The organism is Phycicoccus sp. HDW14 (genome assembly GCF_011383005.1).
In the GTDB taxonomy this organism is placed as follows: Bacteria; Actinomycetota; Actinomycetes; order Actinomycetales; family Dermatophilaceae; genus Phycicoccus.
On the sequence record NZ_CP049935.1, the window covers coordinates 3,053,981 to 3,075,977 of the forward strand.

The 21,997-nt window shown below is 71.9% G+C and carries 20 protein-coding genes, 2 tRNA genes and 1 pseudogene; 9 read left to right on the top strand and 14 right to left on the bottom strand.

Annotation, left to right across the window (positions count from 1 at the left end):
* Nucleotides 1–37: 37 nt before the first annotated feature.
* The 4 genes from G7075_RS15045 (at nt 38) to G7075_RS15055 (ending at nt 3,366) form a co-directional block, all read left to right on the top strand.
* Nucleotides 38–1,876, top strand: coding sequence for a glycosyltransferase family 39 protein (locus G7075_RS15045; RefSeq protein ID WP_305849788.1), 1,839 nt, complete (start codon nt 38–40; stop codon nt 1,874–1,876).
* A complete protein-coding gene (locus G7075_RS22290; protein ID WP_305849789.1) occupies nt 1,822–2,202 on the top strand; it encodes a hypothetical protein in 381 nt (126 codons plus the stop codon). Before G7075_RS15045 ends, G7075_RS22290 begins: the two co-directional genes overlap by 55 nt.
* Nucleotides 2,203–2,222: 20 nt before the next feature.
* Nucleotides 2,223–2,930 (top strand): GtrA family protein, encoded by a 708-nt coding sequence (locus tag G7075_RS15050; RefSeq protein WP_166123036.1) that lies wholly within the window; start codon nt 2,223–2,225, stop codon nt 2,928–2,930.
* Between the two features lie 346 nt (nt 2,931–3,276).
* Nucleotides 3,277–3,366 (top strand) — tRNA-Ser (locus G7075_RS15055).
* A 451-nt stretch (nt 3,367–3,817) separates the two neighbouring features.
* Here G7075_RS15055 and G7075_RS15060 read toward each other — a convergent pair.
* The 4 genes and pseudogenes from G7075_RS15060 to G7075_RS15075 form a co-directional block, all read right to left on the bottom strand.
* A pseudogene (locus G7075_RS15060) lies at nt 3,818–4,363 on the bottom strand (SDR family oxidoreductase); the annotation flags it as partial.
* Between the two features lie 34 nt (nt 4,364–4,397).
* Nucleotides 4,398–5,213: a carbohydrate ABC transporter permease gene (locus G7075_RS15065; protein ID WP_166123038.1), complete on the bottom strand. Its 816-nt coding sequence runs from the start codon at nt 5,211–5,213 to the stop codon at nt 4,398–4,400.
* Nucleotides 5,210–6,142, bottom strand: coding sequence for a carbohydrate ABC transporter permease (locus G7075_RS15070; protein ID WP_166123040.1), 933 nt, complete (start codon nt 6,140–6,142; stop codon nt 5,210–5,212). The genes G7075_RS15065 and G7075_RS15070 overlap by 4 nt, the downstream gene beginning before the upstream one ends.
* Nucleotides 6,143–6,246: 104 nt before the next feature.
* Nucleotides 6,247–7,611: a sugar ABC transporter substrate-binding protein gene (locus G7075_RS15075; protein WP_166123042.1), complete on the bottom strand. Its 1,365-nt coding sequence runs from the start codon at nt 7,609–7,611 to the stop codon at nt 6,247–6,249.
* 761 nt (nt 7,612–8,372) lie between these two features.
* On the opposite strand from G7075_RS15075, the gene G7075_RS21470 reads away from it, so the two are divergent.
* On the top strand, nt 8,373–8,906 hold the full coding sequence (locus tag G7075_RS21470; RefSeq protein WP_240917649.1) for a helix-turn-helix domain-containing protein: 534 nt from the start codon (nt 8,373–8,375) through the stop codon (nt 8,904–8,906).
* Here G7075_RS21470 and G7075_RS15085 read toward each other — a convergent pair.
* Both G7075_RS15085 and G7075_RS15090 read right to left on the bottom strand, forming a co-directional pair.
* Nucleotides 8,903–10,384 carry a mannitol dehydrogenase family protein gene (locus tag G7075_RS15085; RefSeq protein ID WP_240917650.1) on the bottom strand — a complete coding sequence of 494 codons (1,482 nt, stop codon included), beginning with the start codon at nt 10,382–10,384 and terminating at the stop codon, nt 8,903–8,905. The genes G7075_RS21470 and G7075_RS15085 overlap by 4 nt on opposite strands.
* Before the next feature lie 31 nt (nt 10,385–10,415).
* On the bottom strand, nt 10,416–11,915 hold the full coding sequence (locus tag G7075_RS15090) for an LCP family protein (protein WP_166123047.1): 1,500 nt from the start codon (nt 11,913–11,915) through the stop codon (nt 10,416–10,418).
* Nucleotides 11,916–12,125: 210 nt separating this feature from the next.
* Between G7075_RS15090 and G7075_RS15095 the strand changes: the two genes are divergently transcribed.
* Nucleotides 12,126–14,003: a penicillin-binding transpeptidase domain-containing protein gene (locus tag G7075_RS15095; protein WP_166123049.1), complete on the top strand. Its 1,878-nt coding sequence runs from the start codon at nt 12,126–12,128 to the stop codon at nt 14,001–14,003.
* Nucleotides 14,004–14,093: 90 nt separating this feature from the next.
* On the opposite strand, the gene G7075_RS15100 is transcribed toward G7075_RS15095, so the two are convergent.
* The 5 genes from G7075_RS15100 to G7075_RS15120 all read right to left on the bottom strand — a co-directional run bounded on the left by G7075_RS15100 (nt 14,094) and on the right by G7075_RS15120 (nt 17,956).
* On the bottom strand, nt 14,094–14,297 hold the full coding sequence (locus G7075_RS15100; protein ID WP_166123051.1) for a cold-shock protein: 204 nt from the start codon (nt 14,295–14,297) through the stop codon (nt 14,094–14,096).
* Nucleotides 14,298–14,492: 195 nt separating this feature from the next.
* Nucleotides 14,493–14,891 (bottom strand): universal stress protein, encoded by a 399-nt coding sequence (locus G7075_RS15105; RefSeq protein ID WP_166123053.1) that lies wholly within the window; start codon nt 14,889–14,891, stop codon nt 14,493–14,495.
* Nucleotides 14,892–14,988: 97 nt separating this feature from the next.
* Complete coding sequence (locus G7075_RS15110; RefSeq protein WP_166124407.1) at nt 14,989–15,792, bottom strand: ATP-binding cassette domain-containing protein; 804 nt, start codon at nt 15,790–15,792, stop codon at nt 14,989–14,991.
* 26 nt (nt 15,793–15,818) lie between these two features.
* Entirely contained in the window at nt 15,819–16,847 is a 1,029-nt protein-coding gene (locus tag G7075_RS15115) for an ABC transporter permease (RefSeq protein ID WP_166123055.1), read from the bottom strand.
* A 2-nt stretch (nt 16,848–16,849) separates the two neighbouring features.
* Nucleotides 16,850–17,956, bottom strand: a complete 1,107-nt coding sequence (locus tag G7075_RS15120) for a substrate-binding domain-containing protein (RefSeq protein WP_166123057.1) — start codon at nt 17,954–17,956, stop codon at nt 16,850–16,852.
* A gap of 167 nt (nt 17,957–18,123) precedes the next feature.
* Between G7075_RS15120 and G7075_RS15125 the strand changes: the two genes are divergently transcribed.
* Nucleotides 18,124–19,140, top strand: coding sequence for a LacI family DNA-binding transcriptional regulator (locus tag G7075_RS15125; protein ID WP_166123059.1), 1,017 nt, complete (start codon nt 18,124–18,126; stop codon nt 19,138–19,140).
* Here G7075_RS15125 and G7075_RS15130 read toward each other — a convergent pair.
* The 3 genes from G7075_RS15130 to G7075_RS15140 all read right to left on the bottom strand — a co-directional run bounded on the left by G7075_RS15130 (nt 19,125) and on the right by G7075_RS15140 (nt 20,790).
* Nucleotides 19,125–20,066: a DUF1206 domain-containing protein gene (locus G7075_RS15130; RefSeq protein ID WP_166123061.1), complete on the bottom strand. Its 942-nt coding sequence runs from the start codon at nt 20,064–20,066 to the stop codon at nt 19,125–19,127. The two genes, G7075_RS15125 and G7075_RS15130, sit on opposite strands and share 16 nt — an antisense overlap.
* Complete coding sequence (locus tag G7075_RS15135) at nt 20,063–20,449, bottom strand: cupin domain-containing protein (RefSeq protein WP_166123063.1); 387 nt, start codon at nt 20,447–20,449, stop codon at nt 20,063–20,065. The genes G7075_RS15130 and G7075_RS15135 overlap by 4 nt, the downstream gene beginning before the upstream one ends.
* A 254-nt stretch (nt 20,450–20,703) precedes the next feature.
* Nucleotides 20,704–20,790, bottom strand: a tRNA-Ser gene (locus tag G7075_RS15140).
* A 99-nt stretch (nt 20,791–20,889) separates the two neighbouring features.
* Between G7075_RS15140 and G7075_RS15145 the strand changes: the two genes are divergently transcribed.
* Both G7075_RS15145 and G7075_RS15150 read left to right on the top strand, forming a co-directional pair.
* A complete protein-coding gene (locus G7075_RS15145; RefSeq protein WP_166123065.1) occupies nt 20,890–21,270 on the top strand; it encodes a hypothetical protein in 381 nt (126 codons plus the stop codon).
* A 97-nt stretch (nt 21,271–21,367) separates the two neighbouring features.
* The gene (locus G7075_RS15150; protein WP_205860528.1) at nt 21,368–21,709 is read left to right on the top strand and encodes a protoporphyrinogen oxidase; all 342 of its coding nucleotides are present in this window, start codon (nt 21,368–21,370) and stop codon (nt 21,707–21,709) included.
* Nucleotides 21,710–21,997 lie beyond the last annotated feature (288 nt).

Consider the following 21,997-nt stretch of genomic DNA (forward strand, 5'->3'; position numbering starts at 1 on the left):
ACAGGTGCCCCACAGCCGGCCGCCCGAGCGTGGAGCCATGGACACCGCCACCCTGTCGACGACCACACCCGACCAGGCGCCCGAGCACGGGCCGGACACCTCGCCCGGCGCGACCGGGCCCAGCACCCCGGGGCGCGGCCGGCAGCGGCTGACCCGGCTCGTGCGCGGTCCCGAGGACGACCCCGCCTGGGCGAGGCCGGCCCTGGTCGCCCTCCTCGTCGTCACGGCCGGGGCCTACCTGTGGAACCTCACGGCCAGCGGCTGGGCGAACAGCTTCTACTCGGCCGCGGTCCAGGCCGGCAGCACGTCGTGGAAGGCGTTCCTCTTCGGCAGCCTCGACGGCGGCAACGCCATCACGGTCGACAAGCCGCCGGCCTCGCTCTGGGTGATGGCCCTGTCGGTGCGGCTGCTCGGCCTCTCGTCGTTCGCGATGCTCCTGCCCCAGGTGCTGATGGGTGTCGGCACCGTCGCGGTCGTGCACGCCTCGGTGCGCCGCTGGTTCGGCCACGGCGCGGCCCTGCTCGCGGGCCTGGCGATGGCCCTGACGCCGGTCGCGGTCCTGATGTTCCGCTTCAACAACCCGGACGCCCTCCTGACCCTCCTCATGGCCCTCGCGGTCTGGGCGACGCTGCGCGCCCTCGAGGCGGGCTCGTACCGCTGGATCGCCCTGGCCGGCGTGTTCACCGGCGTCGGCTTCCTCACCAAGACCCTCCAGGTGCTGCTCGTCGTCCCGGCCATAGCCGTCGCGTGGGTGCTCTTCGCCGACACCCCGCTGCGGCGGCGCCTCGTCGGTGGGCTCGTCTCGGTCGCCGCGTTCCTCGTGTCGGCGGGGTGGTGGGTCGCGGTCGTCGAGCTCGTGCCGGCCTCGATGCGCCCGTACATCGGTGGCAGCCAGACCAACTCGTTCCTCGAGCTGACCTTCGGCTACAACGGCTTCGGTCGCCTCGACGGCTCCGAGGTCGGCAGGGTCGGCGGCGGGGGAGGCGGCGGCGCCGGCGGCTTCAGCAGCGGCACGGGCCTGACCCGGATGTTCGACTCCTCGGTGGGCGGCCAGATCTCGTGGCTCATCCCGGCCGCGCTCGTGTTCCTCGTCGGCGGCCTGCTCCTGCGCGGGCGAGCCCCCCGTACCGACCGCCGTCGGGCCGCCTACGTCGTGATGGGCCTGTGGCTCGTGACGACCGCGCTCGTCTTCTCGCTGATGCAGGGCATCTTCCACGAGTACTACACCGTCGCCCTCGCGCCGCCGATCGCCGCCCTCGTCGGGATGGGTGCCGGCGAGGCGTGGCAGCGCCGGCACGAGGCGCTCGGTGCGCTCACCCTCGCCGCGGGGACGGCGGCGGGCTCGGTCTGGGGGTTCGTCCTCCTCTCGCGCACGACGGCGTACGGCGGCTGGCTGCGCTTCGGTGTCCTGACCCTGGGTCTCGCGGCCACCGTGCTCTTCCTCGTCGTCGGCCGGCTGCACCGGCGGGCCCTCGGGGCCGTCGTCGGGATGGCCGTCGTCGCCGGGCTCGCCGGTCCGGCCGCCTACGCCGCGACCACGCTCTCGACCGGTCACAGCGGCTCCATCGTGTCGGCCGGTCCGTCCACCGGCGGCCCCGGCGGCCGACCCGGGGGATGGGCGGTGGGATGCCCGGCGGCGGCCCCGGTGGGACCGCGCCCGGTAGCACCGCCCCGGGTGGGACGACGGCGACCAACCCCAACGGCGGGACCACGCCGTTCGGTGGCACGACGCAGGGCGGCACCGCTCAGGGCGGCACCACGCAGGGCGGCACCACGCAGGGCGGCACCACCACCGGTGGCGGCTCGGCGGCCCGGGGTGGGATGGGCGGCCTGCTCGACGCCTCCACCCCGTCCGCCGAGGTCGTCGCGGCCCTGACCTCCGACGCCGGCTCCTTCACCTGGGTCGCGGCGGCCGTCGGGTCGCAGAACGCGGCCGCGCTCCAGCTGGGTACGGGCTTCCCGGTGATGGCCATCGGTGGCTTCAACGGTTCCGACCCCTCCCCCACCCTCGCGCAGTTCCAGACGTACGTGGCCGACGGCCGCATCCACTGGTTCGCCGCCGGGGGCGGGTTCCGCGGGCAGCAGGGCGGGTCGAACGCCGCGGACGAGATCAACACGTGGGTGACGGAGCACTTCACCGCCGTGACCCTCGGCGGCTCGACGTACTACGACCTCACCCAGCCGACCGGGTCCGGGCAGTGACGAGCCTCGCGCGGCCTGCCGTGACCGGTGCCGCCACCGCCACCCGGACCCGGGGCGCCCTGGTCCGCGAGCTGGTCGCCTTCGGTGCCGTCGGGATCGCGTCCACCGTGGTCCACCTCGGCGGGTTCGTCCTCCTGCGGCAGGCCCTCGGGTCCCCCCAGGTCGCGAACTCGGTGGCGCTGCTCGTCGCGGCGGTGGCCAACACCTGGGCGAACCGGCGGTGGACCTTCGGCATCACCGGCCGCGAGGGCGCCGTCCGCCACCAGGTGCAGGGGCTGCTCGTGTTCGCGCTGACCCTCGGGATGACCTCGGGCGGGCTGGCCCTGCTCGGGGCCCTGGCGCCGGGGTCACCGACCTGGCTGGAGACGGGGGTCGTCGCGGTGACGACCGTCGCCGCGACGGCCGTCAAGTACGTCGCGATGCGCTGGTGGGTGTTCGTCCCTCAGGGGATCCTCGAGGACGGCGTCGTCCGGGGTGAACCAGTCCACCCGGACGTCACCTGCGGCGTCCTCGAACCGCACGACGACATAGGTCTCGTCGTCCTCGCCGGCGGTGCAGAGGACGGTGGTGCCCTCACGGACGCCGCGGGTGTCCGGGCAGGAGACCCGCTCACCGTCGAGCGCCGTGGCGCGCACGACCTGCTGGAGGGCGGCGCCGGCGACGAACCCGTCCCGCACCCGGACCTGCCCGCCGAAACCGCTCCCCGAGCTGCCCGCGTCCGTCGGTGACCCCATGTCGAAGGAGTCCCCACCCGCGAACGCACCGAAGAGGAGCATCGGCCCGACGAACATCCCCAGCGGCACGACGAGGGCGAGGGCCGACAGGACCAGGGCGATGATCGCGATGACACGCGTGGAGTCGGAGCGGGCCGGGGCCGGCGGCGGGAAGGCCATCGCACCGGCCGGGACGTGCTGGTACGGGTCGGCGCTCATGGTCCCCTCGCTCCGGCGTCTCGTCCGGGCGCCCACCGGGAGTGTGGCACCACGCGCCCACCAGGCACCGGCGATCGGGCGATCCCGGGCCGTGACCTGCTTTTGCCCGGCGGTGCGGCGCCGGATACCCTGTGCAGGCGTTGGAGGCGTCGCCTAGTCCGGTCTATGGCGCCGCACTGCTAATGCGGTTTGGGTCTCAAGCCCATCGAGGGTTCAAATCCCTCCGCCTCCGCACGAGAGAAGTCCCCCGGGGAAGCTTGCGCCCCCGGGGGACTTCGCTCGTTCCGGAGGCGGAGGGGGTCCCTCCGCCGGCCTGCTCCGCACCCGGTCGACCGACGAGAACATGCCGCGGGACCCCGAGTGCACGCGGCATGTTCTCGTCGCTCGACAGGTGCGCCGGGACCTGACGAAGCCCCCGGGGGCCCAGTCTCACCCGGGGGCTCCGTGCGGTGGACCGTCGGGCCGGCAGGGAGGCCCGACGGCGGTCTAGTGGTTCTCGGACAGGCTCCACATCGTCCACAGCTCGGTGCGCATCCGCCGCGGCTGCTGGAGGGTGTGCACCACCGCCCGGCGATGTCGGTGGGCTCCATGAACGGACCCGTCGACGGGTCGCCCTCGCCGAAGCGCCCGTCGGCCGCGGCGAACGCGGTGTTCACGCCGGCCGGTGCGATGACGGTGGTGCGGATGCCCTCCGACCGCAGCTCGCGGTCGAGTGCGTACCCGAGGTTGATCTGGGCGCCCTTGGTGGCCGAGTACACGGCCTCCTTGCCGCCGCCGATCATCAGCCCGGCGACCGACCCGATGATGACGACGTCGCCGCCGTCGCCCTGGGCCCGGAACTGCCGCACCGCTGCTCGCGCGAGCCACACGGTGCCCTTGACGGTGACGTCGACCATCAGCTCGACCTGCTCGGAGGTGTAGTCGAGGATGCCGCCGTAGAAGCCGACCGCCGCGTTGGCCACGACCGAGTCGACCCGCCCGAAGGCCTCGACCCCGGCCGCGACGAGCGCGGTGGCGGTGGCCTCGTCGCGGACGTCGCCGAGGACGGTGACGAGCCGGTCGGGCCCCCACTCGTCGACGAGCCGGTCGAGCCCGTCGGCGCGCAGGTCGCCGGCGACCACCCGGGCGCCCGCCTCGAGGGCCAGGCCCACCGTGGCGCCACCGATGCCACCTCCGGCACCGGTGACGACGACGACGGTGTCGGTGAGGTCCCGGGACGCGGCGGGCATCAGGCCGCCCCGCCGGGGACGAGGACCGCTCGGGTCACTTGATGGCTCCCATCGAGAGGCCGCGGACGAGCTGCTTCTGGGCGACCCAGCCCGCGATGATGACCGGCAGCGCCGCGATGGTGGCGGCGGCCGAGAGGACCGCGAGGAACTGCCCGCGACCGTCGACGAACGACCCGAGGAAGGGCGGGGTCGTGCGGGCGGCGGAGGAGGTGAGCAGCGTCGCGAGGAAGTACTCGTTCCAGCTGAAGATGAACGTGATGAGCGCGGCGGAGGCCACCCCGGGCAGCACGAGGGGCAGGGCGACCCGGAAGATCTCCCGACCGAGCCCGGCGCCGTCGACCCGGCAGGCCTCGATGATCTCGAAGGGCACCTCGAGGAAGAACGAGCGCATCATCCACACGGCCACCGGCAGGTTCACCGCGCCGTAGACGACGGCGAGCATGTAGATGTTGTCGAGCAGGCCGAGGGTCTTGAGGATCATGAACAGCGGCAGCACGACCGCCGCGAGCGGCATGAACCGCGTCGAGATGAAGAACGACAGCGCGTTCTCGACGTTCTTGACCCGCCGGATCGACAGGGCGTACGCGGCCGGGATGGCCAGCACCACGGCGATGATCGTCGCGGTCACCGAGGCGGTGAGCGAGTTCAGCAGGTAGCCCTTCATCCCCCGGTCCATCGCGAGCTGGTAGCCCTCGGTGGACGGGCTGAAGAAGAGCTTCGGGTGCACCGAGGAGGCGACCGACTCCGGCTTGAACCCGTTGAGGATCATCCAGAAGACGGGGAAGAAGAACGCGAGCACGAGGACCCACGTGAGCAGGGTGACGAGCGACCCCTTGACCGAGCGGTTCATCGGCTTCCTCCTGCCATGAAGACCTTGAAGAGCGTGCGCAGCGCGACGGTGGCGACGATGATCGTGAGGATCACCGTGACGACGCCGTAGGCCGCGGCCTGCCCGACGTCGAGGCCGATGAACGCGCGCTCGTACAGCAGGTAGGCGAGGGTCTTGGTGCCGCCGGTGCCCTTGGTGAGGATGGCGATCGGGTCGAAGACCTGGAGGATGATGACCGCCCCGAGGAGCACACCGATCTCGATGTACATCCGCAGGTGCGGCAGCGTGATCCACGTGAAGGTGCGCCAGGTGCCGGCGCCGTCGACCTGCGCGGCCTCGAGGATGCCCTTGTCCTGGCCCTGCAGACCGGCCAGCAGGATGAGCATCATGAAGGGGGTGAACTGCCAGGTCAGCACGATGACGACGCTGAGCATCGGGTGCTCGGTCGACCACGAGACCACCGGCAGGTGCAGCGCCCGCGAGAGCCAGTTGAGGATGCCGATGTTCGTGTCGAACATCGAGTACTTCCAGATGAGCGAGGCCGCGGCCGGCATCACGAGGAACGGCGTGATCATCAGCGTGCGGGCGATGGCCCGGCCCCGGAAGTCACGGTCGAGGAGGATCGCGAAGAGCATCCCGATGAGCACCGAGAGGATGACCGAGAAGGCCGTGATGAGCACGGTGGCCACGATCGAGGGCCAGAGGTCCCCCGAGGTGAGCGCCGACTTGTAGTTGTCGAACCCGGTGAACCCACGGTCGTTGGGGTAGAGCAGGTTCCACTTCAGGGACGAGTAGACGATCGTCACCACGAACGGCACCTGCGTCAGCAGGATGAGGAAGATGACCGCCGGGAGCAGCAGGCCGCGTGCGGACCACAGCTCCTTCTTGTTCACCCGCCTCGGTTCGGTGGCGACCTTCGCCTCCACCGCGTCGAGCTCTCTCACGGACATCTGGGCACTCCCTTGTGCGAGCGGATGGTCGACGGTGTGGCTGCGGGTGCCGGGGTCGGTCGGAGGACCCGACCCCGGCACCCGCGTTCACGGTGTGCTGGGGATCAGCTCTTGTGCTTGTCCCCGGCGGCCTGGGCGAGCGTCTGGCACTTGGCCAGCGCGTCGTCCACGGAGCCTCGTCCGGCGATGTAGTCGGCGACGAGCTGTGCGCACTGGTTGCCGACGTCCTGGAACTCGGGGATCGAGACGTACTGGATGCCCACCCAGCCCTGGGGGTTGACGCCCGGCTGCTTCGGGTTGACCGAGCTCATGACGTCGAGGGTGATGGGGGCGTAGGCGGCCGCGGCCTCCTTGTACTCGGGGATCTCGTAGGTCGAGGTCCGCGAGCCCGGGGGAACGTTGGACCAGCCGATCTTCTGCCCGACGAGCTTGATGTAGTCCTTGCTGGTCGCCCACTTGACGAACTTCAGCGCGGCGTCCTTGTTCTTCGTCGAGGACGGGATGGCGAGGTTCCAGCTCCAGAGCCAGCCGGACTGCTTGGTCTTCTCGACCGGCATGTGGGCGTAGCCCATCTTGCCCTTGACCGGCGAGTCGTCGGCCTCGAGCATCGACGCGGCGACGGAGGCGTCGGCCCACATCGCGGCCTTGCCCTCCTTGAGCGCGGTGAGGCACTCGTTGAAGCTGTAGGACACCGGGTCCTTCTCGCCGGACTGGTCGAGCATCGTCTTGTAGAAGGTGACGGCCTGCTTCCACTCCGGGGTGTTGACCGTGGCGTTCCACTTGTCGTCGTACCAGTTGCCGCCGAAGGTCTGCACGACCGTCGTCAGGGGCGCGAAGAGGTCGCCCCAGCCGGGCTTGCCGCGCATGCAGATGCCGGAGGTGTCGGCGCTGTTGACCTTCTTGGCCGCGTCGGCGACCTGCTGCCAGGTCGGGTTCTCGCTGAGCGTGACGCCGGCCTTGGACAGGAGGTCCTTGTTGTACATGAGGATCGAGGACTCGCCGTAGAACGGCACCGCGAAGAGCTTGCCGTCGTAGGTGTTGACGTCGCGCACCGGCGGGAGGATGTCGTCGACGTCGTAGGACGAGTCGGACTTCAGGTCGGGGGTGAGGTCGACGAGCCAGCCGTTGGCGCCCCACTGGGGCGTCTCGTAGGCACCGATGGTCACGACGTCGTACTGGCCGGCGCCGCTGGCGACGTCGGCGGTCACGGCGGCGCGCAGGTCGCCCTCCTCCATGACCTGGAAGTTGACGGTCGTGCCCGGGTTCGCCTTCTCGTACTCGGTCTTGAGCTTCTCCATGTCCTTCATCTGGCCGTTGTTCACGGTGGCCAGGTTGAGGGTGACCTTGCCGCCGGCCGCACCGCCGGACCCGCTGTCGGTGGAGACGTTCCCCGACGAGCAGGCCGCGAGGGCGAGGGCCGAAGCCAGCGCACCGGCGCCGAAGGTCAGGGCGCGCTTCGAGCTGAGCATGCCTAACTCCTTTGGTAGGTGTGCCCCCTCCCTGCCACGGGAGGAGACGGGGGCCCGGATGCCTCCGGGGGCGTTCCGATGCGCCTTGCCGCCTGGAACACCCGCAATGTAGGAAGCCGGGCCACACGGCGACAAGCACCATGAGCCCCGCTGTTTCGATACTATTTTTCCAGCGCTCACCCGTGCGGGCCTGTTCTCGGGTGAGCACCGCAGCAGAGTGGCCCGGTCACGGACCACACGATGACGACGACGTCAACGAGGAGTGGTGACGATTTCGTATCAGTCCACCGGGACCCCCGAGCCCACCTCGCCGGCTTCCCGTCACTCACCGTCGAGGGGGTCGAGGGCGACCGCACGCTCGTCCGCGGCCCGTACCCCAGCGCTCCGCGGCGCGAGATCATCCCGCCGCACCCCCAGCACGCGGTGCGCACGCTGACCCACGACTTCCCCAGCGAGATCTGCGGCTGGGGCGCGCACCCCGAGTACGAGATCCACCTCATCACCAAGTCGCACGGCAGCTTCATCGCCGGCGACCACGTCGGCACCTTCTCCCCCGGGCACGTCAGCATGATGGGCCCGAACCTGCCGCACGACTGGGTCAGCGACCTGCCGCCCGGTCAGGTGGCCGCTGACCGCGACGCCGTCATCCAGTTCACCGACGAGTGGCTCCGGCAGTGCATGGAGCTCATCCCCGAGCTCCAGGAGGTCGGCCCCGTCCTCGACCAGTCGACGCGCGGGCTGGTCTTCTCCGGGGCCACCGCGTGGCGGGCCGCCGAGACCATCCTCGAGGTCGTGCGCAGCCGGGCGCCGAGCAGGTCTCGCACCTCTTCAAGCTGCTCGCCCTCTTCGCCCGCGCCCCCGCCGAGGACCGCGAGGTCGTGGCCAGTGAGTGGCTCGGCCGCCCCACCGACGCGAACTCGCTCGGCGCCGTCGAGGCCGGCCTGGCCTACATCTTCGAGAACCTCACCGGCGACATCCGGCTGGCCACCGCCGCGCGGATGGCCTACATGTCGGAGCCGACCTTCTCGAAGTACTTCAAGTCGGCGACGGGCATGACGTTCAGCAACATGGTCAAGAAGCTGCGGATCGCCCACGCCCGCCGGCTGCTCGACACCTCCGACCACGCCATCGCGCAGGTCGCGGCGATGAGCGGGTTCCACAACATGGCCAACTTCAACCGGCAGTTCCTCTCCGAGGTCGGCACGACCCCGACGACCTACCGGAAGCTCGAGTCGTCGCAGAAGCCGCCGCCCGAGGTCTTCAGCCTCGGCCTGCGCGCCCCCGTCGACGACTAGGAGGCCGCTCGGAGGCCGAGGACCTCGTCGAGAGTCGCGGCGACCCCCTCGGACGCCAGCGCGGCCCGCAGCCGGAGGAACTCCGCGCGGAAGGTCTCGTCCGTGCCGAGGTCGCCGAACACCGCCTCGATGCCGAGGAAGGTCGCCGGGTCGTCGTCGACGGCCGCGGCCCGGAGGGTGTCGGCGTGCACGTCCGGGGGAACCTCGGTGTCGGCCAGGCCACCTCGCGCGATGAGTGCCCAGTACTCGGCCCACGCGGCGACCATCAGGGCCCCGAGGGTCACCGGGCGGCCGGCCGCCAGGTTGTCGCGCACCGCGGGCAGGGTGAAGGTCGCCATCCGGTTCGCACCGTCGGTCGCGAGCCGCACGAGGGTGTCGCGGATGCCGGGGTTGGCGAACCGCTCGAGCAGGGTCGCCATGTAGCCGGGCAGGTCGATGCCGGGCAGCTCGCCGAGGGTCGGGGCGGCCTCGTCGGCCATGTAGCGCTCGAGGAAGGTGCGCACCCGCTCGTCGCGCACCGTCTCGTCGACGAGGACGTAGCCGAGGGGCGCCCCGAGGTAGGCCAGCGCCTGGTGGCTCGCGTTGAGCAGCCGCAGCTTCATCAGCTCGTAGGGGCGGACGTCGTCGACGAACTGGACGTCGACGGCCTCGAGGTGCGGTCTCCCGAGGGGGAACTCGTCCTCGACGATCCACTGCGTGAACGGCTCGGCGGGTACCGGCCAGCGGTCCTCGATGCCGAAGTCGTGCAGCAGGCTCTCGCGGTCGGCGTCGGTGGTGGCCGGGGTGATCCGGTCGACCATGCAGTTGGGGAAGGCGACCTCGGCCTCGATCCAGTCGGCGAGCTCGGGGTCGACGAGCCGGGCGAACCCGGTGATCGTCTGCCGCGCGATGTCGCCGTTGCCCTGGAGGTTGTCGCAGGAGAGCACCGTGAAGGGCGCCATCCCGGCCTGGCGGCGCCGGCGCAGCCCCTCGACGATGTAGGCGAAGGCGGTGCGGGGGTCGTCAGGGTGGGCGACGTCGTGCACGACCGACTCGTCGTCGGGGTCGAACCGGCCGGTGGCGGCGTTCTTCAGGTAGCCGCCCTCGGTGACCGTGAGGCTGACGATGCGCACGGCGGGGTCGAGCAGGCGCTCCTGGACCGTGGCGGCGTCCTCGGGGCCGTGCAGGTACTCGAGGACCGAGCCGACGACCCGCGGCTCGAGGGAGCCGTCCGGGTGGCGCACGACGAGGGTGAAGAGGCAGTCCTGGGCGCGCATCGCGTCGCGCATGGCGGCGTCCTGCGGCAGCACCCCGACGCCGCAGATGCCCCAGTCGAGGCCGTCGCCGGTCTCCATCAGCCGGTCGAGGTACATCGCCTGGTGCGAGCGGTGGAAGTTGCCGAAGCCGAAGTGGACGATGCCCACGGTGGCGGTCGAGCGGTCGTAGCTGGGCGACGGCACGCCCTGGTCGGGTGCCGTCGATGTCGTGAGTGTGGTCACGGGAGGTCCTTTCGCGCGCGGCCCGGCCGCGTCACGCGCGGCCTCGCGGGTCCGTCGGCATGAAACCAACATCCCGGGCCCGTGGCGAGACCCCGGGCGCACAGAGGAACGAAAGCATCACGACCCGACGGCTTTGCATCGAGCCCGGACCCCGGTCAGGAGCAGATGTCCTGGTCGGCGGTGCGGGTCTCGATCGAGGTCGTCGGCGCGGGGCGGTGACCGACGGGCGCGGGATGGGGTCGGACCCGAGCCGGTTCGGGACCTCGACGACGGCCGGCGCACCGGCACCGAGGGTGACCCGGACGGTGGCGTCGAGGGCGGGGTCCTCCACGAGCTTGGCGCCGGGGAAGGCGGCGGCGACCGTGCGGGCGGCCTTCTCCTTCCCGGGGGCGTACTCGACCGTGACGCCGGCGGGCCGCTGGCCGGTGGAGGAGGTGGTGACCCGCGCGAAGCCCTGGACGCGCAGCGCGGTGGCCACCTGGGCGGCCAGCCCGCCGGCGCCGGTGGCGTTGACGACGAGGACGGTGATCTTCGCCGGGCTGACGGTGAGCGGGGTGGCGCTGACCGACGGGGACGCGGAGGGCTTGGGCTTGCCGGTGAGCGGCTGGTCGGCGCGCAGGGCCTTCCAGAGGGTGTCGGCCGCGTCGGTGAACTGCACGCGGTTGGGGTCCTCGGGGTAGGTCTCGACGGGCACGGTGATGAAGGCGACGTTCTCGACGCCGACGTTCTTCACCGAGTCGGCGATGTCCTTCATCGTCCCGAGACCCATGTCCTCGTCGGTCGTCAGCGACTTGGTCGCCGCGTCGAGGAAGCCGTACAGCTTGTCGGGGCGCAGGAGCAGTGAGGTGCGGGTGGCCTCCTGGACGATCGAGGAGAGGAAGGCCTGCTGGCGCTTGATCCGGCCGAGGTCGGAGCCGTCGCCCTCGGTGTACCGGACCCGGACGTAGCCGAGGGCCTGCTTCCCGTTGAGCACGTGCCGGCCCGCGGCGAGCGTGAGGTGGGCCTTCGGGTCGTCGATCGCCACCGGCGTGCACACGGGGACGCCCCCGAGCGCGTCGACCATCCCGCGGAAGCCGCGGAAGTCGACGACGGCGAAGTGGTTGATGAACAGGTCGGTGTTGGCCTCGACGGTGTTGATGAGGCAGGCCGGCCCCCCGATGCTGAACGCGGCGTTGAACTGCTGCACCGGCCACTCGCTCTTCGGGACCTTGGCGTTGCAGTTCGGGGGCATCGGCACCATCGAGTCGCGCGGGATCGACACCATCGTCACGTGCTTGCGGTCGGCGGACAGGTGCGCGATGAGGGTGGTGTCGGAGCGGGCACCCGACACCTTCCCGGAGTCCGGGGCGTCCTGCCCGACCCGGGTGTCGGACCCGATGAGCAGGATGTTCAGCGGCCCCTTGGCGACGGTGGGACGGTCGGTCGAGAGGGCCTGGCTGATGTCGATGCGGCTGATGTTGCCGTCGAGCCGCCACCACACGTAGCCCGCCCCGAGCGCGACCACCACGACGAAGGCCGTGATGCCGGCCACGATGCGGCGGCGCCGGTGCGAGCGGGGGCCGTGGCCCGCTCCTGCGACCGGGTGCGCCGGGTGGGTTCCGACACGGGCGTGCTCCTTGCGGTCCGGGGGCCCACGGGCACGGGCCGTGCCGAGGCGGGTGGGCGACCTTCCGAGTGTACGGAGTGTTGCTGGGAGCACGCTGCACGGCGACGGCAGTGGTCGTCGTGGAGGATGGGGCGCATGCGACGACGGGTGGCGTGGGTGGTGGGGGTCCTCCTCGTGGTGGGGGTGGGCGCAGGCGGTGCGTGGTGGTGGGTGCAGCGGGAGTCGGGGCGCGACGACGCCGCGCGCGCCGCCCTGACCCGCTACGTCGACGGCTGGCGCGCCAAGAACCTGACGACGGTCCGGTTCGCCGAGTCCGGGGCGGCGGCCGACTTCACCCGGGCCGTCAAGGGCCTCGGCTCGGCCCCGGTCGCGGTGCAGGGCAGGGCGGTCCGACGTGATGGCACCAGCGCCACGTCGTCGCTCGACGTCACCTGGACCCTGCCGGGCAAGGTCGCGTGGCGGTACTCGACCCCGGTCCGCCTCGTCGAGCGCGACGGGACGTGGCTGGTCACCGGTCCGGGCGACGGGTCTCCCTGGCACCCCGACCTCCCGGCCGGCGGGAAGCTGCAGCTGGAGCGGACGGCCCCGGAGCGCGGCGACCTCCTCGACCGCGACGGCAAGGCGCTGATGCCGCAGGGCACCGTCTACCAGGTGCAGCTCGACCCGGTGCGGGCCGACGCGGCGGGTGCGGCGGCCGTCGAGCAGGTCACCGGCGTGACGAAGGGCTCGGTGAGCAAGGCCCTCGCCGAGCGCAGGCGCACCGGCTCGCAGGCGCCCATCCCGGTCATCACCTACCGCGAGCGCGACTATGCGCCCCTGAAGTCGAGGCTCGCGGCGATCACGGGCGTCATCGCCCCCACCGCGACCCAGCCGCTCGGGCCGACGCGCACCTTCGGGCAGCCGCTGCTCGGCACGGTGGGCGAGGTGACCGCCGAGATCGTCGACAGGAGCGGGGGCCGGTACGTCACGGGTGACCGGGCCGGGCGCAGCGGGCTGCAGGCGCAGTACGACTCCGCGCTCGCCGGCACCCCCGGGCTGGCGGTGACGACCGACCGCGACGCCACGCTGTTCTCCACGAAGGCCGTCGACGGGTCCGACGTCGAGACCACGCTGGCGCCGCGGGTGCAGGACGCGGCCGAGAAGGCCCTCGCCGACTCATCGCTCACGGTGCCGGGGGCGATCGTCGCCGTCGACGTCAAGACGGGCGAGGTCCTCGCGGCCGCGAACTCGCCGGCCAATGGCTTCGACCGGGCCATCACCGGCAAGTACCCGCCCGGCTCGACCTTCAAGATCGCGACGACGTACGCGTACCTGACGAAGAACGTCACGACCCCCTCGAGCACCGTGCCGTGCCCGAAGACGGTGACGGTCGACGGCCGGTCGTTCCGCAACTACGCCGGCGAGTCCATCCCCGGCGCGGTGCCGTTCTCGCAGGACTTCGCGCACTCGTGCAACACCGCGTTCATCTCGCTCTCGCAGAAGCTGGCGACCACCGACCTCACGACGGCCGCGAAGGCGCTCGGCATCGGCGCCGGGTGGGCGGACTCGCTCGGGGTCTCGGGCGCCTTCGACGGCAGCATCCCCGAGACCCGCAAGGGCACCGACCAGGCCGCGGCCGTCATCGGGCAGGCCCGCACCGAGGTCTCACCGCTGGCCCTGGCCGTGATGTCGGCGAGCATCGGCCGCGGGACGTACCTGCCGCCCGTCCTCGTGCACGGGGACGCGGGGACGCCGCGGCCGGCCGCGCTCGACGGACGCGCCGTCGGGCAGCTGCGCTCGATGATGGCCGACGTCGTCTCGTCCGGGACGGCGACGGTGCTGCGCGGGACGCCCGGCGGCACGGTGCGCGGCAAGACCGGGACCGCCGACCACGGGGTCGACGAGAAGCCGTACTGCTGGTTCACCGGCTACCAGGGCGGCGTGGCGTTCGCGGTGCTCGTCGAGCAGGGCGCGAGCGGCGGCACGGTCGCCGCACCGGTCGCCAAGCGGTTCCTCACCGACCTCGCCCGCTGACCCCCGGCGGCGCCGCGGGGACGGGACGCGGACGACCCCCGCCCGGCGGTGCCGGACGGGGGTCGTCGCGAGGACTCGGGAGGTCCCGGGTCAGACGGGCCGGACCTGCTCGGCCTGCGGGCCCTTGGGACCCTGGGTGATCTCGAACTCCACCCGCTGCGCCTCGTCCAGGCTGCGGTAGCCCTGGGTGTCGATCGCGGAGTAGTGGACGAACACATCCGGGCCGCCACCGTCCTGGGCGATGAAACCAAAGCCCTTCTCGGCGTTGAACCACTTCACGGTGCCCTGTGCCATGTGGGGGGTCTTCCTTTTCCTGTACGACGCTCGCCCGGCACACTTCGCACCGGCCGTGGATGCGACTCCAGCCCCCTGTGGCGCGAGGGTAGTTCGACCTTCGAGGTACTGCTGACGCTGCAACCGCCAGCGAACCTAGCACGGAGAACGCGCGCGCTCGCGGGTTGCGCGGCCGACCGTCCACGGACCGGTCGGTCACGACCCCGGGAAGCGCACGACGAGCACGTCGCACTCGGTGTCGCGCAGGACCTGGCCGAGGGTCGACTCGCCGCTCCCGACCCCGAGCGGACGCCTCCGCCGGACGCCGACGACGAGCAGCCGCGCCGCGCACGACTCGACGGCCTGGATGAGCTCGTCGGCCGGGACGAGACCTCGTGCCGGTTGTCGGACCTCGTGCGGCACACCGAGTTCGACGAGCCGGGTGCACATCGCGTCGATGTCGCGGCGGTCGGCGAGGCCTCGTCCCCGCGGGTCGGCGTCGTCGCCGGCGTTGACGACGACGAGCGCCTCGCCGGCCCGGGCCGCCTCCGCGACGGCCGCCTCGAGGGCGGCGAGGCCGTCCCGGCGCGGCACGTAGCCGACGACGATCGTCATGGGGCACTCCGGTGTCTCGCAGGGGATCACCCGTCCCACGCGAGAGGGCGGGACGGGACGCCGCACCCGTTCGTCCGGCGGGTGCGGCGTCCCGCGCTCAGGGGGACGAGAGGGTCTTGGCGCCGGTCATGATGGCGACGCCCTCGCCCATGTCGTGCGACTGCGGGGTGATCACGCCCGCGCAGCCTCCGAGCCGCTGGATGTGGATGCGGTCGGCGACGTCCCACACGTGCGGCATGTTGTGGCTGATGAGGATGACCGCGAGACCGTTGTCCCGCAGCTGCTTCACCATGTCGAGGACCATCCCCGACTCCTTGACGCCCAGGGCCGCGGTCGGCTCGTCGAGGACGACGACCTTGGACCCGAACGCCGCCGCACGGGCGACGGCCACGGCCTGGCGCTGACCACCGGAGAGGGTCTCGACGGCCTGACCCATGTTCTGGATCGTCTGGATGCCGAGGCCCTGCACCGACTCGCCGGCGCGCTTCTCCATGCCGCCCTTGTCGAGCATCCGGAACACCGAGCCCAGCGGGCCCTTCCGGCGTTCCTCGCGACCGAGGTACAGGTTGCTCGCGATGTCGAGCGCCGGGATGACCGCGAGCTGCTGGTACACGGTCTCGATGCCGGCCTCGCGGGCGTCCTGGGGACGCCGGAAGGAGACCGGTGACCCCTCGAGCCGGATGGAGCCCGAGCTCGGCTGGTAGGCGCCGGTGAGGCACTTGATGAGCGTCGACTTGCCGGCCCCGTTGTCACCGATGACCGCGAGCACCTCACCCCTGTAGAGGTCGAGGTTGACCCCGTCGAGGCCGACGACGCGACCGAAGGTGATGACGAGGTCGCGCGCCGACAGCAGCGGCTCCGCGTCGTAGATGTGCCGCTTGCCCTCGGGGATGTGGTCCACCGCCAGGGGGAGCTTCTCGATGGTGCTCACGCCTTCACCTTCCGGATCCACTGGTCGACGGCCACGGCGACGACGATGAGCACGCCGATCGCGAGGACGCGCCACTGCTGGTTGACGCCCATGAGCGACAGCCCGAAGTCGAACGTCTGGACGATGAGCGCACCGATGAGGGTGCCGATGAGCCGGCCCCGTCCACCGAAGAGGCTCGTGCCACCGATGACGACCGCCGTGATGCTGTCGAGGTTGGCCGTCGGGATGGCGTTCGGCGTGGCCGAGCCGGCCCGACCGATGAGCACCCAGGCGGCGATGCCGTAGATCAGCCCCGCGACCGTGTACACGGCCAGGAGGATCCGCTTGCTCGGCACACCCGAGAGGCGCGCCGACTCGGCGTCGTCACCGACCGCGTACACGTACCGGCCCCACGCGGTCTGCGACAGCACGAAGGCCATCACCGCGTAGATGAGGACGACCACGACGATGCCCCAGGTGAGGCGGAAGTCGCCGATGGCGAACCCGTCACCGAGGAAGTTCAGCAGACCCGGCAGGTGCTCGGCCTGGATGCTCGAGCCGCCCGAGTAGAGCAGCGCGATCGCCGTGAAGATGCTCAGTGTGCCGAGCGTGACGATGAACGGGGGCAGGTTGATCCGCGTGACGAGCAACCCGTTGAGCATCCCGGCGAACGTGGCCAGCGCGATGCCGATGACCAGCGCGAGGATGCCGGGCATCCCGCCGTCCTTGGCCAGCGAGGCCATGACCATCATCGAGAGGACCATGATCGCGCCGACCGACAGGTCGATGCCCGCCGTGAGGATGACGATCGTCTGTCCGACGGCCAGCGCCGCGACGATCGCCGTCTGCTGGAACAGGATCCCCATCGAGTTCGCCGTGAGGAAGTTCGGCGTCGCGATGAAGAACGCGAGGAAGGTGATGAACAGCAGGAGGAGCGGACTGAGCCAGGGCCGCTTGTGCAGGAGGTTCTGCAGCTGCTGGACCGGCGACTGCCGCCGCCGAGCGAACTCGGCGGCAGCAGCGGACGAACCGGTGGCGGAGCTCATGCTCAGTTGCCCCAGCAGATGTCGGCACCCTTGGCGGAGTCGATGCTCTCGACGCCGTCCACGGGCTTGTCGGTGACGAGCGCGACGCCCGTGTCGAAGAAGTCGAGGCCCTCGGTGGTCTTCGGCTTCTCACCACCGGCGGCGATCTTCGCGATGGCCTCCATGCCGAGGGTCGCCATCTTCAGCGGGTACTGCTGGGCCGTGGCCCCGATGACGCCGTCCTTGACGGACTTGACGCCGGCGCAGCCACCGTCGACGGAGACGATCGTCGCGGTCTTGCCGGCCGCCTTGAGGGCGGCGTTGGCGCCGACCGCGGCGGGCTCGTTGATCGTGTAGACGAGGTTGATGTTCGGGTTCTTCGCGAGGCACTTCTCCATCGCGGAGCGGCCGCCGTCCTCGGCGCCGTTGCTGGCCTCGTTGCAGACGATCGTGTAGTCGCCGCCCTTGCCGCCGGTGTACTTGCCGGTGGGGGCCTCGTCGCCGTTCTTCTTGCCGTCGGCGACGTCGATGCCCATGCCCTCGAGGAAGCCCTGGTCGCGGTTGTAGTCGACCGAGACGATCTTGTCGTTGAAGAGGTCGAGCAGCGCGATGGTGGCCGCCTTGCCGTCGAGCGTCGCCGCGGCCCACTGGCCGTCGAGCTTGCCCGCCGAGCGGTTGTCGGTGGCGAAGGTGATGTCGACGGTGTCGGCGGGGTCGGGCGGGGTGTCGAGCGCGATGACGTAGAGGCCGGCGTCGCGGGCCTTCTTGATCGCGGCGTTGACGCCGGTGGACATCGGCGTGATGAGGATGCCCTTGTCCTGGCGGGCGATCGCGTTCTCGATGGCCGTGATCTGGCCCTGGTCGTCACCCTCCTGCTTGCCGGAGGCGATGGTGAGCTTGACGTTGTTCTTGGACGCGTCGGCCTTCGCACCGTTCTGCATGGCGACGAAGAACGGGTTCGACGAGTCCTTGGTGATGAGGGTGACGCCGACGGCGCTCTTCCCCCCACTCCCGGAGTCCGACTCGCTGGCGCGGTTGCAGGCGGCGGACGACAGCGCGAGGCCGACGATGCCGACCGTGACGACGACACGGCGAGCCGTGCGCGACGTGGAAACCTGACGGATGTGCATGATCCGTGACTCTCCTTTGAGTACTGAGCTGGGCGGACGACGCTGCCGTGTGACAACGTTGTCAGGGTCTAGTTGTACCGTTCGCTTGCGCTCAGGTCAAGACATCCGTTACACATTGTGATGTGGCCGTGACATCGTTGTCAGACAGTGGGCGTTCCCGCGCGACGATGCGCGACGTCGCCGCGCTGGCCGGGGTGAGCCTCAAGACCGTGTCCCGGGTCGTCAACGAGGAGGCCGGGGTCTCCCCCGACGTGCGCGAGCGGGTCGGCGCCGCCGTCCGCCGCCTCGACTACCGCCCGAACCTCGCCGCGAGCAACCTGCGCCGCACCGGTGCGCGCACCGGGCTCGTCGGCGTCCTCGTCCAGGACCTCTCCAACTCCTTCTCGGCCGGGGTGCTGCGCGCCCTCGAGGACGTCGCCCGCTCGCGCCGCACCGCCGTCCTCGCCGCCAGCCTCGACGAGGAGCTCGAGCGCGAGCAGTCGATGGTCCACGACCTCGTCACTCGGCGGGTCGACGGGCTGGTCATCATGCCGGCGAGCCAGCGCCAGGACTACCTCGTCGCCGAGCTGCGCACCGGCACCCCGGCCGTCTTCGTCGACCGGCCGCCGCGGGGGGTCGACGCCGACTCGGTGGTCGTCGACAACTTCCTCGGCGCCCGCCTGGCCATCGAGCACCTGCTCGACCTGGGCCACCGCCGCATTGCCGGCCTGTTCCACCTGCCGCAGATCCCCACCGCGCACGACCGCATCGCCGGGTTCACCGCAGCGCACACCGACCGCGGGGTCCGCCCCGACCCGCGGCTGGTCGTCGACGGCATCAGCTCCACCGACGAGGCGACCGAGGTGGTGCACCGGCTGCTCGACCTCGCCGACCCGCCGTCCGCGATCTTCGCCGGCCGCAACATCCTCGCGTCCGGGGCCGTGCGGGCGCTGGCCGAGCGCGGGCTGCGACGCTCGGTCGCCCTCGTGAGCTTCGACGACTTCCCGATGGCCGACCTGCTCGACCCCGGTCTCACCGTGGTGCGCCAGGACGTCTCGCGCATCGGGCGCACCGTGGGGCGGATGCTCTTCGAGCGCATCGACGGCGAGAGCGCACCCCCGCGGCACGTCGTCGTCGAACCGACCCTCGTCGTGCGGGGGTCCGGCGAGATCCCCCGCCGGCCTGAGGGTCAGCGCCGGAGGTGACGCGCGCGGGTCATCAGGTACACCCCGAAGGCGACGAGCCCGAGCGAGACGACGGCCAGCGCCCACCGTCCGGCCGGCGCCGCCTGGAGGTAGTGCAGCGCACCGTCGATGCCCGTCGAGGCGCTGACGTCGTGCGTCCGGGCGGCGATGCCGAAGAGCAGCCCGACGATGCCGAAGGCCACCCCGCGCCCCACGAACCCGACCACCCCGACCGCGACGAGGACCCGACCCGGGGTGCGGGCCAGGTCGAGGAGGAAGTCGCGGGTGACACCCGACCAGATGCTGAAGGCGCCCACGGCCGCGACCGCGAGGCCGGCGACCGCGACGAGCAGCACGCCGCCGGGCAGCGCGAGCAGGGTGCGGGTGATGCCCACGGTCGAGTCGCGGCTCGTCTGGCCGGCCCCGATCGCGAAGGCGGCGGCGGCCCACGCGACGGTCGCGTAGGCGATGCCGTCGGCCGCGTGCTCGAGCCGCTTGAGGCCCGTGTGGCAGTGCCGGCCGGTCACCGCGCGCGCGAGGTTCCAGACCGTGACGACCGTGAAGCCGACGAACCCGACCCAGAGGACCGCCCGTCCGCCGAGCGTGGTGGCGATGGCGGTCAGTGCACCGGACTCGTCCGCCGTCGAGCGGCTGTGCCCGATCCAGACCAGCTGCAGGCCGGCCCAGCCCATCGCGACGTGCAGGAGCCCGTCGAGCAGGAACCCCAGCCGCGCACCGGTGCTCACGACGGCGTGGGTCTCCGCGACCTCGGCGACCCGGGCCGTGGTCTCGACTGCCTGGCCGGTCACCTCGACGACGGTCTCGGCCGCCTCGCGCACGGCGTCGACGACGGGCTCCGCGACCTCCTCGACGCCGTGGACGACGGCGGCGAGCGCCCCGTCGTCCGGAGGGTCGTCGGTGGTCGTCGGGAGGTCGTGCGTGCTCACCGGTGCGGCGGCGGCGGGGCGTCGACGTTGACCGTGGGGATGCCGACACCGGCGCGCGCGATGACCGCGAGGCTCGGCTCCCGGCCGGGGTTGGACTCCCGGTGCACGGTGAAGGCCGGGACCTGCACGTAGCTGCCCGGGGTGGCGTCGACCCAGCCCTCGACGCCCTCGCACTCGAGCCGCAGGACGCCGCGCACGACGTAGAGGACGCTGCTGTTGGAGTCGTGGTGGTGCCACCCGGAGACCGCGCCGGGGTCGGTGACCACCTGGCCGGCCCACAGGCCGGGGACCTCGAACGCGCGCCGGCGGAGCATCCCCGAGGTCGGGTCGGCCTCGACGAGCTCGTCGTCGCGCACGACGCGCACGGGCTCACGCTCGGTCATCGGCCCACGGTAGCGGCGGAGGACGGCGGGCGGAGCGGGACGGGTCGGCCTCCCGGGTTCCCCACCTCGTGCGGGTTGCGAGCACCTCGACGCACGGATGGGCCCTCGGAACCGCCCCGAAGTCGCACGAGGTCGGCTGGAGCGGAGGGCGTGGGACTCCGGCTCTCACTCCGTTCGAGCCTCCCCGTCATCCCCGTACTCGATTCGCGAGAACCGGAAGGACCTCGTTCCTCGGCCCCTCCGAACTTCGCGAGCGGAGGGCGTGGGATTCGAACCCACGATGACGTTGCCGCCATAGCGGTTTTCAAGACCGCCGCACTAGGCCACTATGCGAGCCCTCCAACGGACCCCGTCCCGCACCCGGGCCCGGTCCGCCCGCCCAGCGTAGGGCTCGTCACCATCGGCCGACGCACACCCGGCACCGGTGGCAGCATCGGGGCGTGAGCACGTTCGCCATGACCGCCCCCAACCCCCTGGTCCGCGTCCTGCTCGCCGTGACCTCCCTCGGACGGGGCACGGTCGAGCTCACCGACGAGACCCTGTCCGTGCACCTCGGCATCGGCTGGCAGTCGCGGATGCCGCGCTCGAGCATCGTCTCCGCGGGCCGCGACCCCAGGCACCGGATCAGCATCGGGGCCCACGGGTGGGGCGGCACGTGGCTGGTCAACACCAGCGGCCACGACCTCGTGCGCCTCGCCCTGCACCCCGACCAGCGCGGACGCTGCCTGGGCATCCCGGTCCGCGTGCGCACGCTGCGCGTCAGCCTCGCCGAGCCCGACGCCTTCCTCGCCGCGCTCGACGCCCCGGCCCACGCCGCCTGACCGACCACCCCGCGGGACGCCCACCGGCCCGGCCGTCACGCCCGGCACGACCCGCAGCGCCAGTGGGTAAGGTCGGAGGCCGACGAAAGGAGCCCCCATGGGCAAGCTGTCCTTCCTCGCCGGCATGGCGGCGGGCTACGTCCTCGGGGCCAAGGCGGGGACCCAGCGCTACGAGCAGATCCGCCGCACCTCCGGCAAGGTCTGGAACTCGACGCCGGTGCAGAACCAGGTCGCCAACGCCAAGGAGGTGGCCCGCACCAAGGCCGCCCCGGTCGTCGCCGACATGGTCGCCGACGCCGCCCGTGCTACGGCCTCGACGTTGCGCCAGGGCCGCACGGTGGCCTCCGAGGCCATCCACCACGACACCCACCCGGCCCCCGGGTCCGCGGAGCCCGCGGACGCCTGGGCCGCGGCCACCCGGCCGAGCAGCGCCGACTGACCCCGGGCACGACGACGCCGGCCACGCCGGCCCGGGACGCTCCCGTGGGAACGACCCGGTGGCGCCCCCCTGCGGGCGCCGTCCCGGCGTGACCGGCTCCCCGCCGGCGGGACCGGTGTCGACCACCGCGTCGCAGGTCCGGGCGACCCGGTGGCCGAGACCCGGACGGTCCCGCTCCGGATGGCCGTTGCCGACCACCCGGAGTCCCTGTCGAGTGGGTCTCACGGACGAGGAGCCGTCCGGTCGCCTCCTGATACATCCGGCCGCGACGACGTCGTGGAGATCCGG

Coding starts and splice junctions, on each gene's coding strand:
- G7075_RS15045 (WP_305849788.1), top strand. CDS start 38: ATGGACACCGCCACCCTGTCGACGACCACACCCGACCAGGCGCCCGAG.
- G7075_RS22290 (WP_305849789.1), top strand. CDS start 1,822: ATGGGCGGCCTGCTCGACGCCTCCACCCCGTCCGCCGAGGTCGTCGCG.
- G7075_RS15065 (WP_166123038.1), bottom strand. CDS start 5,213: ATGAACCGCTCGGTCAAGGGGTCGCTCGTCACCCTGCTCACGTGGGTC.
- G7075_RS15070 (WP_166123040.1), bottom strand. CDS start 6,142: ATGTCCGTGAGAGAGCTCGACGCGGTGGAGGCGAAGGTCGCCACCGAA.
- G7075_RS15075 (WP_166123042.1), bottom strand. CDS start 7,611: ATGCTCAGCTCGAAGCGCGCCCTGACCTTCGGCGCCGGTGCGCTGGCT.
- G7075_RS15095 (WP_166123049.1), top strand. CDS start 12,126: ATGCGACGACGGGTGGCGTGGGTGGTGGGGGTCCTCCTCGTGGTGGGG.
- G7075_RS15100 (WP_166123051.1), bottom strand. CDS start 14,297: ATGGCACAGGGCACCGTGAAGTGGTTCAACGCCGAGAAGGGCTTTGGT.
- G7075_RS15105 (WP_166123053.1), bottom strand. CDS start 14,891: ATGACGATCGTCGTCGGCTACGTGCCGCGCCGGGACGGCCTCGCCGCC.
- G7075_RS15115 (WP_166123055.1), bottom strand. CDS start 16,847: ATGAGCTCCGCCACCGGTTCGTCCGCTGCTGCCGCCGAGTTCGCTCGG.
- G7075_RS15120 (WP_166123057.1), bottom strand. CDS start 17,956: ATGCACATCCGTCAGGTTTCCACGTCGCGCACGGCTCGCCGTGTCGTC.
- G7075_RS15125 (WP_166123059.1), top strand. CDS start 18,124: ATGCGCGACGTCGCCGCGCTGGCCGGGGTGAGCCTCAAGACCGTGTCC.
- G7075_RS15135 (WP_166123063.1), bottom strand. CDS start 20,449: ATGACCGAGCGTGAGCCCGTGCGCGTCGTGCGCGACGACGAGCTCGTC.
- G7075_RS15150 (WP_205860528.1), top strand. CDS start 21,368: ATGGGCAAGCTGTCCTTCCTCGCCGGCATGGCGGCGGGCTACGTCCTC.